Raw genomic sequence first — 13,426 nt, forward strand, 5'->3', positions numbered from 1 at the left:
CGGGCCCTGCGAATAAGGTGGTGAACTGTAATGACGGCACGGACTTTTTGCATCCGTCAGTCACGGTAGTACAGTTCCGTGAACGACAGTATTCGAGGAAAAACCATGGCACAAAAGCCTGAGGACGACGACAAGGTCCGTTTGGACAAATGGCTGTGGGCGGCGCGCTTCTACAAGACCCGGGCCTTGGCCAAGGCGGCCATCGAAAGCGGCAAGGTGCACTGTCGGGGCGAGCGCTGCAAGCCGGGCAAGGAACCACGGGTGGGCGACGAGTTCGTGCTGCGCACCGGCTTCGACGAGCGTACCGTGGTGGTGAAGGCGTTGGCGGTGGTGCGGCGCGGGGCGCCGGAGGCACAGACGTTGTACGAGGAAACCGCCGAGAGCGTGAAACGTCGTGAGCAGGCCGCCGAACTGCGCAAGGCGGGAGCGGTGGGGGTGAGCACCGACGGGCGGCCGACCAAGAAGCAGCGGCGGCAGATTCACCAGCTGCATGGCAGTTTCGAATGATCCTTGCCTGAGCACGCAGGAGCCAGCAAGGCTGGCTCCTGCAGGGCTTGCAATCAGGCGGTGCGAATGACGCTCATGCGCCCGACCAGCGGCAGCTTGCCCAGCAGCCTGAACAGCGGTGCCGTCCAGCGCACCAGCGCCGCGCTGCCTTTGGCGGCCAACGGTGTGTAGCAGCTCCAGCCCAGCGCCAGCACGGCCATCAGCAGGCCACCGATATAATCGTCCTGGCCCCAGTGGGCGCCTGCCACCAGGCGCGGCAGCATGAACAGCAGCGCTAGCGCCCAGATCACCAGGTGTTGCATCAGGCGGCGGCTGAACAGGCTCATGAACAGCGCCCAGATCAGCAGCACCGACGCGTGGTCACCCGGGAAACTCTGGCTCGAACGGTCCTTGAGCTCCCATTTCTTTTCCACGTCCGGGTAGTAGTCGCTCAGGTGCACGGCGTTGTCGAACGTCATCGATGGGCTATTGTGTTGCCAACCCATTGCACTGACCCACTTGGAAAACAGCGCGCGAATCACCACTAACAGGAGCAGGGTCACCAGGAAGCCGAAAAATGCCTGGCGCACCTGCACGGCCTTGAACACCCAGTCGCCGCGAATCAGCAGCGACAACATGATCAGCCCGACCAGGATGTCGAATGGACGCAGGCTGCCGACGGCCCAGATGGTACGCCAGACTACGTTGTCGGCCAGCGGGGCGTTGAGGCTGTGGAACAGCCATTCGTCGAAAGTCAGGCACAGGATCTGGCCAACGGGCCATAACCAGAAACACAGTAGAGCGATGGGCAGCAGCGTGCAGGCTGCCAAGGGTCCCCAGGACCACCTCGCTTGGAACAGTGGTCGATTGTCCATAAGATACCTCGATCTCCTAACGTGAAATGAGCGCCCAGCGAGCGCTCAGCGACGGACGTTTTAGTCCCGGATAATCATTTTGTCATCATTTTCAGATAGCCAGACAGCCATGAGCGACTTGCCAGATACCGATTTCACACAACGTTTCATCTTCGACGACCGCGATGTGCGCGGTGAAATGGTCGCGTTGGAACGCAGCTATGCCGAGGTGCTGGCCAAGCACGCCTACCCGCAGCCGGTGCAGCAACTGCTGGGCGAACTGATGGCCGCCGCCGCGCTGTTGGTCGGCACCCTGAAGTTCGACGGCTTGCTGGTGCTCCAGGCGCAATCCCAGGGGCCGGTGCCGCTGCTGGCCATCGAGTACACCAGCGAGCACGACATCCGTGGCCTGGCGCGCTACGAGGCCGAGCAGATCGGGGCTGACGCCACCCTTGCCGATCTGATGCCGGGCGGTCACCTGGTGTTGACCATCATTCCGGTCAACGGCCAGCGCTACCAGGGCACGGTCGAGCTGGACGGCAAGGACCTGTCGGAGTGCTTCACCAACTACTTCGTCATGTCGCAGCAGATCAACACCTGCATCTCCCTGGCGGCCGATGGCGTGCGCGCCCGCGGTCTGCTGGTGCAGCAGCTGCCGGCCGAGATCCACAAGGATAGCGAAGAGCGTGAGGAAAGCTGGGCCCACGTGAAGGCCTTGGCCAACACCGTGAAAGTCGAGGAGCTGCTGGGCCTGGACAACGAAACCGTGCTGCACCGCCTGTACCACGAGGACGCCGTGCGCCTGTTCGACATCCAGCCACTGCGCTTCAAGTGCAGTTGCTCGCGCGAGCGCTCCGGCAATGCCCTGGTCAGCCTCGGCGAGGCCGACGCCAAGGCGTTGGTGGCCGAGTGTGGCGGCACTGTCGAGATCGATTGCCAGTTCTGCAACGAGCGTTATCTGTTCGATGCCACCGATGTCGCGCAATTGTTTGCTGGCGGTGGTACCGAGGCGCCCTCAGAAACTCAGCACTGAAACGCTTCACTACAGGACAATCTCCTGTCGAATTGCGCAAAAGCGCAGTTCTGACAGGAGGGGCCTACTTTTTTTGGGCTTTTCTGGCATAATCCGGCCACTTTTTTCGCTGTAGTAGTTTTTTCAAGACGACTACAAAACGTTTGGAGCACTCGGCCTCGGGCCGGATGGGGTATCTCATGACGCAAGCCAACAACACCGTGTACACCGACCTGAGCGTCGATGACCTGGTAAAAGAAGCGCTGCAACGCGGTGAAGGTGTGCTGGCCGATACCGGCGCACTGGTGGTGGAAACCGGTCACCGCACCGGTCGTTCGCCGGCTGACCGTTTCATCGTCGAAGAGCCGTCCACCCAGGACCAGATTGGCTGGGGCCCGATCAACCGCAAGTTCCCGGCCGACAAGTTCGATGCCCTGTGGGACCGCGTCGAGGCGTTCAACAACGCCCAGGATCACTTCGTTTCCTACGTTCACGTAGGCGCCGCGGCCGAGCACTACCTGCCGGTCAAGATGACCACCCAGACTGCCTGGCAGAACCTGTTCGGTCGTTGCCTGTTCATCAACCCTGAGCAGTACAACCCGGCTGGCCGTGGTGAGTGGCAGATCCTCAACGTCGCCAACTTCGAGTGCGTGCCTGAGCGTGATGGCACCAACTCCGACGGCTGCGTGATCATCAACTTCGCCCAGAAGAAGGTGCTGATCGCCGGCATGCGTTACGCCGGTGAAATGAAGAAAGCCATGTTCTCGGTGCAGAACTTCCTGCTGCCGGCCGCCGACGTGCTGCCGATGCACTGCGCCGCCAACATCGGCGAAGAGGGCGATGTGACCCTGTTCTTCGGTCTGTCCGGCACCGGCAAGACCACCCTGTCGGCCGACGAAAGCCGTTACCTGATCGGTGACGACGAGCACGGCTGGGGCGAGGGCGTGGTGTTCAACATCGAAGGCGGTTGCTATGCCAAGTGCATCGACCTGTCCGAGAAGAACGAGCCGGTCATCTGGAAAGCCATCAAGCACGGCGCGGTGTTGGAAAACGTCGTGATCGACGCCAACAAGCACGCCGACTACGCCGACGTGAGCCTGACCCAGAACAGCCGTGCGGCCTACCCGCTGGAGCACGTTGAGAAGGTCTCGGCAGAGAACCTGGGCGGTGAGCCGAACGCGGTCATCTTCCTGACCTGCGACCTGACTGGCGTTCTGCCTCCGGTGTCGATCCTGAACAACGAGCAGGCGGCCTACCACTTCCTGTCCGGCTACACCGCGCTGGTCGGTTCCACCGAAATGGGTTCGGGCGGCGGCATCAAGTCGACCTTCTCCACCTGCTTCGGCGCACCGTTCTTCCCGCGCCCGGCTGGCGTCTACGCCGAGCTGCTGATCAAGCGCATCAAGGCGTTCGGCTCCAAGGTCTACCTGGTCAACACCGGCTGGACCGGCGGTGGCTACGGCGTGGGCAAGCGCTTCAGCATCCCGACCACCCGCGGCGTGATCGCGGCCATTCAGAGCGGCGCGCTGGTCGGTGCCGAGACCGAGCACCTGGACATCATCAACCTGGACGTGCCGAAGGCTGTTCCAGGCGTTGAGACCGAACTGCTCAACCCGCGCAACACCTGGGCTGACCAGGCTGCCTACGACGAAGCCGCCAAGGGCCTGGCCGGCCTGTTCATCGAGAACTTCAAGAAGTTCGACGTTTCCGATGCCATCAAGGCTGCCGGTCCGCAGCTGTAAGCCTGCCGTCGACCTGAAAAGCCGCCCCTCGGGGCGGCTTTTTCGTTCTCAGGAATCACCGCAGCCCTGTAGGCGCCAGCTTTGCTGGCGAACCAGGCATCGCCGTGCGAGGCGATAGGCGATCCCGGCAGGGTGTGGGATGCTTCGCTTACAGCGAAAGACAGCCAAGGATGCCCTTCATGACCGAATCCCCGCAACGCGCCGCCTTCTCTCACTTCCACCCCATCCTCACCCGCCCCCAGGACAACGACCTCAACGGCCACCTCGCCGGCTCCACCGTGCATGGCTTCTTCGAGACCGCCATCCAGGCATTCCTGGTAGAGCAGGCCGAACTGGACCTGCGCGATGGCGAACTGGCCGGCTTCGTGGTCAGCTCGGCAGCAGATTTCTTCGCCCTGCCGGGGTTTCCCGACGTGCTCGAGGTCGGCCTGGGCGTCACTCGCCTGGCCGGAAGCACGGTGGAGTTCCGCCTGGCGCTGTTCCGTCCGGGTGAAGCCGAGGCTTGCGCGGCGGGCACCGTGGTCCAGGTCTTCGTCGAGCGGGCTTCAGGGCGACCGGCGGCGTTCCCCGAGGCTCTGCAGTTGATCCTCGCCGGGCTGTCGCTCAATCGTTGAGACGGATGATCCCTTCGCGCACGGCGAACAGTACCAGCCCGGGTACATCGTGGATCTGCAGGCGGTGCATGATCTGCGAGCGATGCGCCTCGACGGTCTTGATGCTCAGGCCTAGGCCATCGGCGATGGAGCGGGTGGTCTCGCCGCGGGCGATCAGGCGCAGGATCTCCAGCTGGCGGGTGGTCAGCGGCTGAGCCGGGGCCTGCGTGCCGCCGCGCTTGCGGTTGTGCCTGAGGGCTTGGCCGATGACCATTGGCAGTACCGCCGAAGACAGGTACTGGCCGCCGCCGCGCAGGGTCTGCAGCGCTTGTTCGAGCTCGGCCACCGAGGCGTTCTTCAAGAGAAAACCGTGGGCGCCCAGTTGCAGGCAGTTCATCACGTGGTCGAGCTCCGAACGCGCCGAGAACATCAGCACCCGGCTGGCGGGCGCGCGGATGAAGAGCTCCTGCAGGGCCTGCTGACTGTCCAGTTCGCCGCTCATGTCGAGGATCACGATATCGGGCTTGAGCTTTTCGGCCAGGCTGACGGCCGTCATGGCATCGCCGGTGTCGCCCACCACCACGAAGTCTTTCTTCTGTTCGAGCAAGGCGCGCAAGCCTGCGCGGAAAAGGGGCGATGGGTCGGCAAGGAGAATTCGGCAAGGCATGGATAAAGGCCTGTTTCGCAAAGGAAGGGGGGCGGCAGGCTGGCTCGATCCCAAAGCGCACTGCCACGCGGGTGCGCGATCAGTCCTTGTCTGCCGGTAGGCGCGGCAGTGCCTGTGATCATAGGCGCTCGAACACCGATGGCAGCAGTGGCCGCAGCGGCAGCTGCAACCCGTGGATGCTCTCGCTGTGGCTGATGATCAGCAGACCGCCCGGGCGCAGGTGCGCCAGCAGACGGGGAAGCAGCCTAGCCTTGTAGGACGGTGCCAGGCTGGCCAGAAGGTTGCGCAACAGGATGACGTCGAAACTGCCAAGGTGATCGGGCAGGGGCTGGATCAGGTTGATCGCTTCGAAGCGCATGTGCTCGCGCAGGTGCGGGGCGATACGCAGGTGCCCAGTGGTGGCGTCGGTGCCGTACTGGCAGTGCCGGGCCAGCCAGCCTTCCGGGAAGTAGCGGGCCTGGGCGACGTCGTAGAGGCCGGTGCCGGCGCGCTCCAGCAGTTGCGGGTCGAAATCGCTGGCCAGTACCTGCCAGTCCGGATGCCGAGCACTTTCGGCGGCGACCATGGCCAGGCTCCAGGCTTCCTCGCCGCTCGCGCAGGCGGCGCTCCACAGGCGCGCTGGGTGCTCGAGCCCGGCCAGCCAGCGGGTGAGGCATTCGAAGTGACGATGTTCGCGAAAGAAGTAGCTGTCGCGGGCAACCAGCAAACGCAGCAGATGCTCCAGCTCAGCCACGCCGTCCGAGCTTTCGAGTAGTGCCAGGTACTGTTCGAAATGGCTCAGCCGCAGGGCTTTGAGACGCTTGTGCAGGCGGCTGGCGACTACCATGCGGCGATCGTCGGCCAACAGCGCGCCGGTGGCTTGCACGACCCGTTGGCGAATCTGCGCGAATGCGCTTTCGCTGAGCAGGGGCGGGCGGCGGCCGGGCATCCTTCAGGTGTCCCTGGCCTGGGCCGAACAGATAGGATCAGTGCCGATCACGCGCATTCCCTGCGTCCTGTACATGGTGTGGAGAGCGGATGATAACTAGTGGCTACTAGCCTCCATATCGGGGCAGCCCTTAATCCGCTGGCGCAGACACGAACGAAAAGGCCCCGCCGGTGAGGGCAGGGCCTTAGGCGTCAGGCGCAAGCCTGGCGATCAGTCGCGCCAGTGGCGCTTGTGCTTGCGGTGGCCGTAGTGGTGGCCACGGTCGTGGTAGCGGCGGTCGTCGTAGTCACGACGGTAGCGGCGCTCGTGGCGCTCGTCTTCGTCGGCCTTGTTGCCCATGTAGTTACCCAGTGCGCCACCGGCGCCACCGCCAGCGGCCGCACCGATGTAGCTACCGGTGGTGCCGCCCATGGAGCGACCGACCACGTTGCCGCCGGCTGCGCCCAGCGCGCCACCGATGGCCGCTTCGCCACGCTGGCGTTTGTCGGCACCCAGGGCACCGCCGGCCGCGCCGCCCAGACCGGCACCAATGGCGCCGCCGGTGCTACCGCCGATGGAGTTGCCCACCACGGAGCCCAGTACCCCACCCAATGCGCCGCCAATGCCGGCCTCGGTGGTGCCGCCTGCCATGGCAACGCCGCTGAGCAAGCTGAAAGACAACAACAGAATCGAGGAGTACTTCTTCATCAAGAGAGCCTCAAGGGGATGACGAGGCGGAATTTGAGGCTCGGCGAGGGCGCTGGCAATGGAAATCCGACGAGTAGCACGAGTTGTACACAATTCTCTAACTTATTGAATTATGTATGAAACTTTCTCGGTTTTCGGCGGTCTGAGCTATTTATGACGAAGCCCTGAACCGTTACGGAACAGGGCTTTTTTGTGGGCAGTTGCTCGGAATCTGCGCTTGCCCCTGTAGGAGCGGCCTTGTGTCGCGAAAGGGGTGCGAAGCGCCCCCACGATTTGTGCATCAAGCAGATATCGCCGGGGCCGCTTTGCGGCCCTTTCGCGACACAAGGCCGCTCCTACAGGGATCGCGCATAGCCCAATCTTGCGTTCTGGCACACGGCTCAGATGATTCGCCCGTCGTCCCGCGCTCGCTCCAGCTTGATGGCGATGAACTTCGATGTTGGCGTGTGGCTGCCGTCGCCGATGCTCTCCAGCGGTACCAGTGGGTTTACCTCTGGATAGTAGGCTGCCGCCTGCCCTGCCGGGATATCGAACGCCAGCAAGGTAAAACCGTGTACCCGGCGCACATGCTCGTCGCCCCACAGCGAGACGATGTCGACCTTCTGCCCCGGCTGGAAGCCCAGGCGCACGATATCGGCCTCGTTGACGAACAGCACGTCGCGCTGGCCGCGTACCCCGCGGTAGCGGTCATCCATGCCGTAGATGGTGGTGTTGTACTGATCGTGCGAGCGCATCGACTGCATGATCAGATCAGGCACCTGGCCACTGGCGCGCACACGTTCATCGAGCAAGCTGTCGGGCAGCAAGTTGGCCTTGAAGTTGGCGCGGCCGCTGGCGGTCTTCCACTGACGGCTGCCGGCGCTGTTGCCCAGGTAGAAACCGCCGGGCAGGTTCAGGCGCTGATTGAAGTCGGCGAAGCCCGGGATGGTATCGGCAATCAGCTCGCGGATGCGGTCGTAGTCGGCCACCAGCCACTGCCAGTCCACCGGCTGCTTGCCGAGGGTGGCGGCGGCGATGCCGGCCACCACCGCAGGCTCCGAGCGCATCTGCCGGGACAGCGGCTTGAGCTGGCCGTTGGAGGCGTGGACCATGCTGAACGAATCCTCCACCGTCACCGCCTGCGGGCCCTCGCCTTGCAGGTCGATGTCGGTGCGGCCCAGGCAGGGCAGGATCAGCGCCTGCTTGCCATGTACCAGGTGGCTGCGGTTGAGTTTGGTGCTGATGTGCACGGTCAGTTCGCAATTGCGCAAGGCCTGCGCGGTGCGCTCGCTGTCCGGGGTGGCCTGGGCGAAGTTGCCGCCCAGGCCGATGAACACCTTGGCCCGGCCTTCGAGCATGGCGTGGATCGCCTCGACGGTGTTGTGGCCGTTGTGGCGGGGCACCGGGAAACCGAAGCGCTTTTCCAGGGCATCGAGCAGCGCCACCGGTGGGCGCTCGTTGATGCCCATGGTGCGGTCGCCCTGCACGTTGCTGTGGCCGCGTACCGGGCACAGGCCTGCGCCGGGGACGCCGAGGTTGCCGCGCAGCAGCATCAGGTTGACGATTTCCTGGATGGTCGGCACCGAATGGCGGTGCTGGGTGATGCCCATGGCCCAGCACATGATCACCCGCTTGCCCTTGCAGTACATGCGCGCCGACAGCCCGATGTCGGTCAGGGTCAGGCCCGATTGCGCCACGATCTGTTCCCAGGGGGTGGCATCGACCGCTGCCAGGTAGTCATCCACGCCATGGCCGTGCTCGGCGATGAAGCCGTGGTCGAAGATCGCTGGCTCGCCCTTGGCCTGAGCTTCGCGCTCCCACTGCAGCAGGAACTTGGCCATGCCGCGCAACAACGCCATGTCGCCGCCCAGGGCTGGGCGGAAGAACGCGGTGTTGGTCGGGCGGTCGCTGTTGGTCAGCATCTCCAGTGGGTTCTGCGGGTGCTGGAAACGTTCCAGGCCGCGCTCTTTCAACGGGTTGACGCAGACCACCTGGGCACCGCGCTTCACTGCGTCGCGCAGCGGGTCGAGCATGCGCGGGTGATTGGTGCCAGGGTTCTGGCCCCAGACGAAGATCGCGTCGGCGTGTTCGAAATCATCGTAAGTGACGGTGCCCTTGCCCACACCGACGCTCTGGCCCAAGGCCACGCCGCTGGCCTCGTGGCACATGTTCGAGCAGTCCGGGAAATTGTTGGTGCCATAGGCACGCACGAACAACTGGTAGAGGTAGGCGGCTTCGTTGCTGGCCCGGCCGGAGGTATAGAACTCGGCCTGGTCGGGGCTGGTCAGGCCATTGAGGTGGCGGGCGATCAGGGCGAAGGCCGCGTCCCACTCGATCGGCTGGTAGCGGTCGCTGATCGGGTCGTAGACCATCGGCTCGGTCAGCCGGCCCTGGTATTCGAGCCAATAGTCGCTTTGCGTGAGCAGCGCGCTGACGCTGTAGCGGGCGAAGAACGCCGCGTCGACGCGGCGCTTGGTGGCTTCCCAGTTGACCGCCTTGGCGCCGTTCTCGCAGAACTTGACCATGCCGCTCTCGGGCGAATCACCCCAGGCGCAGCCGGGGCAGTCGAAACCGCCGTTCTGGTTGGTCTTGAGCAGGGCGCGGATGTTCTTCAAGGCATTGTCGCTGCCGACCCAGGCCTTGGCCACGCTGCGCAGCGCGCCCCAGCCGCCGGCGGGGCCAGGGTAGGGTTGGTAGCGGGGCGTGGCGGCGGGGGCGTTGTCGGGCAGTTTTTCGTACGAGGTCACGGCTGTTGCTACTCCGCCGCCGGGCTGAAGACCCGCGGTGCGCTGTGTTTGGGCAGGTGGATGAGGTTGAGGTTGTGCTTGCGCGCCCATTGCAGGGCCAGGCCCGTGGGGGCCGAGAGGCTGACCAGGGTCTGGATGCCGGCGCGCAGGACTTTCTGAATCAGCTCCAGGCTGCAGCGGCTGGTAACGATGGCCAGCCCGCCTGCGCTGTCGATGCGCTGGCGCAGCAGGGCGCCGATCAGCTTGTCCAGGGCGTTGTGCCGGCCGATGTCTTCGCGGCCCAGCAGCAACTGGCCGTCGCGGTCCATGAACAGCGCCGCGTGCACCGCGCCGCAGTGCTGGCCGAGGGGCTGGAAGGCATCGATGCGCTGGCGCAGGTCCTTGAGCCAGTGCGCTGGCGGCAGCGGCGCGCCGGGCAGCACCTTGAGTTCGGGCAGTGCCTGCTCCAGGGCTTCGACACCGCACAGGCCGCAGCCGCTGGTGCCGGCCAGTTGGCGGCGCTGGTCCTTGAGGTTCCAGAACGCGCGGCTGGAAATTTCCAGATCGGCGTACAGCGCCGAGCCGCTGCCAGAGAGCTTCACATCGTAGATTTCATCGGTACTGGCGACGATGCCGCTACCCACGCTGAAGCCCACGGCGAAGTCTTCCAGGTCAGTGGGGCTGACCAGCATCACCGCCTGGTTGAGGCCGTTGTAGACGATGGCCAGCGCGACTTCCTCGGCCAGCGGGGTGCTGTCGGGAGTGGCGTTGGAGAGTTGGACGTAATCGTAGGTGTTGCTGGCGGCGGGCAGGGCGAGGGGCGTGGACGCCGCGCAGACCGGTGGCTTGCTGTTCATCGGGGTGAATACCGGCTGGCAGTTTGACCCCTCAAGCCTAGGCCCCTGGGCACAGGGCGTCTAATCGCTAGCGTCTATCCCGTGATAGAGCGCGTCGATCAGTCGCAGGGGGCGGGTTGGGCGATCCTGGCCTAGACTGCTGCTTCCATGGATTCATCATCAAGGAGCGCCACATGAGCCTGTTCAGTTTCGTGAAGGAAGCCGGCGAGAAGTTGATCGACCTGCTGACGCCGGGCAACGCCAATGCCGAGGAGCAGTTGAAGAAGCATGTCCAGGACATCGGTCTGGGCAACCCGAACATCTCGGCCACTGTAGAGGGTGACAAGGTGATCCTCAAGGGCGAGGTGAGCAGCCAGGAAGAGAAGGAGAAGATCATCCTGGCCGCCGGCAACATCGCCGGCGTGGCCTCGGTGGACGACCAGATCACCGTTACCGGGCCAGTGGCGCAGGCGGCACGGTTCGTCGAGGTCGAAAAGGGCGATACCCTCAGTGCCATTTCCAAGCGGGTCTATGGCGACGCCAACAAGTACAACAAGATCTTCGAGGCGAACAAGCCCATGCTGAAGGACCCGAACAAGATCTATCCAGGGCAGGTATTGCGTATTCCCGACTGATTGATCGTTATCGCCAGTTCAGGCCCTTTCGCGGGTAAACCCGCTCCCACAGGTCAAAGGTGATGCACATCCTGTGGGAGCGGCGGTTCTCCGCGGCGATTTACCCGCGAAGAGGCCCTCACAGGCCAATCAGTAACTGCCGATAATCTTCCACCGCGGCGAACTCCTGGGTATCCCGCGGCTCGGCCCGGCTATCCGGCTGGCGCACCGCCAGCAGATGCCCCACGCCGAACCGCCGCGCACTGCGCAGAATCGCCAGGGTGTCGTCGATGAACAGGCTGCGCGCCGGATCAAAACCGATATCCGCCTGCAACGCGTCCCAGAACTGCGGGCTCTCCTTCGGGTACCCATAGTCATGCGAGCTGATCAGCCGTTCGAAATACGGTGCCAGCTCAACCCGCTCGAGTTTCAGCGACAACGAGTCGCGATGCGCGTTGGTGATCATCACCACCCGCTTGCCCGCCTGGCGAATGGCGGCCAGGAAGGTGTCTGCGTCTGGCTTCAGGGCGATCAACTCGGCGATTTCCTGTTTGAGCGCGCGAATCGGCAGGCGCAGTTCACGGCTCCAGAAATCCAGGCAGTACCAGTTGAGCGTGCCGGCGTGGCGCTCGAACAGCGGTTGCAGTTCCATTTCGGCCATGGCCCGGCTCACGCCATGCAGCTCGGCATAGCGCTGGGGCAGGTGCTCCAGCCAGAAGCGGTTGTCGTAGTGCAGGTCGAGCAAGGTGCCGTCCATGTCCAGCAGGACGGTGTCGATGGCGGACCAGGGAAGAACGGGCATGGGAAACTCTCGATCAGTCGGCAAGCCACGGTATAGTAACCCGTTCACGCCAAGGAGCCGCCCCATGCGCCAGAAACCCACCGTCCTCAGCCGCGAGATTGTCGCCAGCAGCCGTCTGTTCCGTGTCGAAGCCGTGCAGTTGCGCTTCGCCAACGGCGCCGAGCGCACCTACGAGCGCCTGGTCGGGCGGGGCAACGGCTATGGCGCGGTGATGATCGTGGCCATGCTCGACGCCGAGCACGCGGTGCTGGTCGAAGAGTACTGCGGCGGCACCGACGAATACGAACTGTCCCTGCCCAAAGGCCTGATCGAGCCCGGCGAGGACGTGCTGGCCGCCGCCGATCGGGAGCTCAAGGAAGAGGCCGGGTTTGGCGCGCGCCAGCTGGAGCACCTGACCGAACTGTCGCTGTCGCCCGGCTACATGAGCCAGAAGATCCAGGTGGTGCTGGCCAGCGACCTGTATGAGGAACGCCTGGAGGGCGATGAGCCTGAGCCGATGCGGGTCGACAAGGTCAACCTGCGTGATCTGTCCACCCTGGCGATGCACCCGCAGTTCACTGAAGGTCGGGCGCTGGCAGCGCTGTACCTGGCGCGTGACCTGCTGATCCAGCGTGGGGTGCTGAGCGTATGAACGATCGGGAACTGATGCAGGGCGTGATCCAGATCGCCTTGCACGCGGGCGAGGCGATCCTGCCGTTCTGGCGTGCCGACGTGGCGGTGACCAGCAAGGCCGATGACTCGCCTGTCACGGCCGCCGACCTCGCGGCCCATCGGGTCATCGCCGCAGGCCTGCAGGCGTTGGCGCCGCAGATTCCAGTGCTGTCCGAAGAGGACTGCGACATCCCGCTGGCGACCCGTGAAGGCTGGCAGCGCTGGTGGCTGGTCGATCCGCTGGATGGCACCAAGGAGTTCATCGCCGGCAGTGAAGAGTTCACCGTCAACATCGCCTTGATCGACAACGGCGAGGTGGTGTTCGGCGTGGTGGCGATGCCGACCAATGGCCGCTGCTATTACGGTGGCCGCGACCTGGGTGCCTGGCGCGTGGAGCATGGCGGTGCGGCGCAGGCGATCCAGGTGCGCACTGCGCCACCACGCGGTGAGCACTTCACCGTTGTCGCCAGCCGTCGTCATTCCAGCCCGCAGCAGGAGGCCTTGCTGGCGGGGCTCAAAGGGGCGGTGGGTGAGTTGGAACTGGCCAACATCGGCAGTTCGCTGAAGTTCTGCCTGCTGGCCGAGGGCAGCGCCGACTGTTATCCGCGCCTGGCGCCGACCTCGCAGTGGGATACCGCTGCCGCGCAAGGGGTGCTTGAGGGGGCGGGGGGCGAAGTGATCGGCCTGGATGGGCTGGCGTTCCGGTATCCGCCGCGGGAGTCGTTGCTCAATCCGTTTTTCCTGGCACTGCCTAAGGCTGCCGGTTGGCGACAGGCGTTGGTCGAGCTGGCGGGCGCTATCCGAGCTTGAGACCGCCGGGGCTGCTTTGCAGCCCATCGCGGCACAAGC

General features: G+C 64.4%; 14 protein-coding genes. 7 read left to right on the top strand and 7 right to left on the bottom strand.

The window, feature by feature from the left end:
* The first annotated feature begins 105 nt into the window (after positions 1–105).
* The gene (locus HU772_RS01135; RefSeq protein WP_186654063.1) at positions 106–507 is read left to right on the top strand and encodes an RNA-binding S4 domain-containing protein; all 402 of its coding nucleotides are present in this window, start codon (positions 106–108) and stop codon (positions 505–507) included.
* Positions 508–560: 53 nt separating this feature from the next.
* Here the strand turns inward: HU772_RS01135 and HU772_RS01140 are convergent, their stop codons facing one another.
* Positions 561–1,361: a phosphatase PAP2 family protein gene (locus HU772_RS01140; RefSeq protein ID WP_186654060.1), complete on the bottom strand. Its 801-nt coding sequence runs from the start codon at positions 1,359–1,361 to the stop codon at positions 561–563.
* Positions 1,362–1,470: 109 nt separating this feature from the next.
* Between HU772_RS01140 and hslO the strand changes: the two genes are divergently transcribed.
* The 3 genes from hslO (at position 1,471) to HU772_RS01155 (ending at position 4,708) form a co-directional block, all read left to right on the top strand.
* Positions 1,471–2,373 carry an Hsp33 family molecular chaperone HslO gene (gene hslO / locus HU772_RS01145; RefSeq protein WP_186654057.1) on the top strand — a complete coding sequence of 301 codons (903 nt, stop codon included), beginning with the start codon at positions 1,471–1,473 and terminating at the stop codon, positions 2,371–2,373.
* Positions 2,374–2,552: 179 nt separating this feature from the next.
* On the top strand, positions 2,553–4,094 hold the full coding sequence (locus tag HU772_RS01150; protein WP_186654053.1) for a phosphoenolpyruvate carboxykinase: 1,542 nt from the start codon (positions 2,553–2,555) through the stop codon (positions 4,092–4,094).
* Positions 4,095–4,273: 179 nt separating this feature from the next.
* Complete coding sequence (locus HU772_RS01155) at positions 4,274–4,708, top strand: acyl-CoA thioesterase (protein ID WP_186654050.1); 435 nt, start codon at positions 4,274–4,276, stop codon at positions 4,706–4,708.
* On the opposite strand, the gene HU772_RS01160 is transcribed toward HU772_RS01155, so the two are convergent.
* From HU772_RS01160 to fdhD, 5 genes are all read right to left on the bottom strand, one after another.
* Positions 4,698–5,354, bottom strand: a complete 657-nt coding sequence (locus HU772_RS01160) for a response regulator (protein WP_186654047.1) — start codon at positions 5,352–5,354, stop codon at positions 4,698–4,700. The genes HU772_RS01155 and HU772_RS01160 overlap by 11 nt on opposite strands.
* A 118-nt stretch (positions 5,355–5,472) precedes the next feature.
* The gene (locus HU772_RS01165; RefSeq protein ID WP_186654045.1) at positions 5,473–6,282 is read right to left on the bottom strand and encodes a CheR family methyltransferase; all 810 of its coding nucleotides are present in this window, start codon (positions 6,280–6,282) and stop codon (positions 5,473–5,475) included.
* A 210-nt stretch (positions 6,283–6,492) separates the two neighbouring features.
* Positions 6,493–6,969: a YMGG-like glycine zipper-containing protein gene (locus HU772_RS01170; protein WP_186654042.1), complete on the bottom strand. Its 477-nt coding sequence runs from the start codon at positions 6,967–6,969 to the stop codon at positions 6,493–6,495.
* A 380-nt stretch (positions 6,970–7,349) separates the two neighbouring features.
* Entirely contained in the window at positions 7,350–9,695 is a 2,346-nt protein-coding gene (locus HU772_RS01175) for an FdhF/YdeP family oxidoreductase (RefSeq protein ID WP_186654040.1), read from the bottom strand.
* Between the two features lie 8 nt (positions 9,696–9,703).
* Positions 9,704–10,531, bottom strand: a complete 828-nt coding sequence (gene fdhD / locus HU772_RS01180) for a formate dehydrogenase accessory sulfurtransferase FdhD (protein WP_186654037.1) — start codon at positions 10,529–10,531, stop codon at positions 9,704–9,706.
* A 173-nt stretch (positions 10,532–10,704) separates the two neighbouring features.
* On the opposite strand from fdhD, the gene lysM reads away from it, so the two are divergent.
* Complete coding sequence (gene lysM, locus HU772_RS01185) at positions 10,705–11,145, top strand: peptidoglycan-binding protein LysM (protein WP_186654034.1); 441 nt, start codon at positions 10,705–10,707, stop codon at positions 11,143–11,145.
* A gap of 118 nt (positions 11,146–11,263) precedes the next feature.
* On the opposite strand, the gene yrfG is transcribed toward lysM, so the two are convergent.
* The gene (gene yrfG / locus HU772_RS01190) at positions 11,264–11,926 is read right to left on the bottom strand and encodes a GMP/IMP nucleotidase (RefSeq protein WP_186654031.1); all 663 of its coding nucleotides are present in this window, start codon (positions 11,924–11,926) and stop codon (positions 11,264–11,266) included.
* A gap of 64 nt (positions 11,927–11,990) precedes the next feature.
* Here yrfG and nudE point away from each other — a divergent pair, with 64 nt between their 5' ends.
* Both nudE and cysQ read left to right on the top strand, forming a co-directional pair.
* Positions 11,991–12,557 (top strand): ADP compounds hydrolase NudE, encoded by a 567-nt coding sequence (nudE, locus tag HU772_RS01195; protein WP_186654028.1) that lies wholly within the window; start codon positions 11,991–11,993, stop codon positions 12,555–12,557.
* The gene (gene cysQ, locus HU772_RS01200; protein ID WP_186654025.1) at positions 12,554–13,387 is read left to right on the top strand and encodes a 3'(2'),5'-bisphosphate nucleotidase CysQ; all 834 of its coding nucleotides are present in this window, start codon (positions 12,554–12,556) and stop codon (positions 13,385–13,387) included. Before nudE ends, cysQ begins: the two co-directional genes overlap by 4 nt.
* The last annotated feature ends 39 nt before the right edge of the window (positions 13,388–13,426 follow it).

The organism is Pseudomonas xantholysinigenes (genome assembly GCF_014268885.2).
GTDB lineage: Bacteria > Pseudomonadota > Gammaproteobacteria > Pseudomonadales > Pseudomonadaceae > Aquipseudomonas > Aquipseudomonas xantholysinigenes.